Below are 694 nucleotides of genomic sequence, written 5' to 3'. Positions count from 1 at the left end.
ATCCTGACCCTGCTCGCGCTGGTGCTGGCGACCGGCCTGGTCGTCGACGACGCCATCGTCGTGCTCGAAAACATTGTGCGACGACGCAACGAAGGCATGGGACCGCGTGCGGCCGCTGTGCTTGGCGCGCAGGAAGTGTTCTTTGCCGTTATTGCCACCACCTTGACGCTGGTCGCCGTCTTCGTGCCGATTTCGTTCCTGCCCGGCCAGACTGGCGGCTTGTTCCGCGAATTCGGCTTCGTGCTTGCCATGTCGGTGCTCTTGTCCTGCGTGGTCGCGTTGACGCTGTGCCCGATGCTCGCCTCGCGCATGCTGACCGGCGCATCGCTCCACCACGAAGGTGGCCATGGCATCGGCGCCCGCATCGGCGGCGCGCTCAATACGGCTTACAAGCGCAGCCTGCACGCCTGCCTCGACGCGCCATGGATCGTGCTTCTGGTCGCGGTGCTGTTCGCCGGCACCGCCTTCACGCTGTTCGGCACCATCCGCCAGGAGCTGACGCCGACCGAGGACCGCGCTGCCGTGCTTCTGCGCATCAGCGCCCCGCAAGGCGTCAGCCTCGACTACACAACGCAGCAGATGCAGAAGATCGAGAGACTGATCCAGCCGATGCGCGATTCCGGCGAGATCCGCAGCACTTTCGAGAACGCCGGCCAGAACGGCTCCTACAACTCCGGCTTCATGGTGATGACGC

General features: G+C 65.1%; 1 protein-coding gene. It reads left to right on the top strand.

Going from position 1 to position 694, the window contains the following annotated elements; genetic code table 11:
* A partial coding sequence (locus EN984_RS36675; RefSeq protein WP_164766021.1) for an efflux RND transporter permease subunit occupies nucleotides 1-694 on the top strand: 694 nt, incomplete at both ends.

It is taken from the genome of Mesorhizobium sp. M7A.F.Ca.CA.004.12.1.1 (assembly GCF_003997835.1).
Taxonomy (GTDB): Bacteria; Pseudomonadota; Alphaproteobacteria; order Rhizobiales; family Rhizobiaceae; genus Mesorhizobium.
Note: the sequence above shows the minus strand (reverse complement) of the source record. Positions and strands in the feature narration are given on the sequence as shown.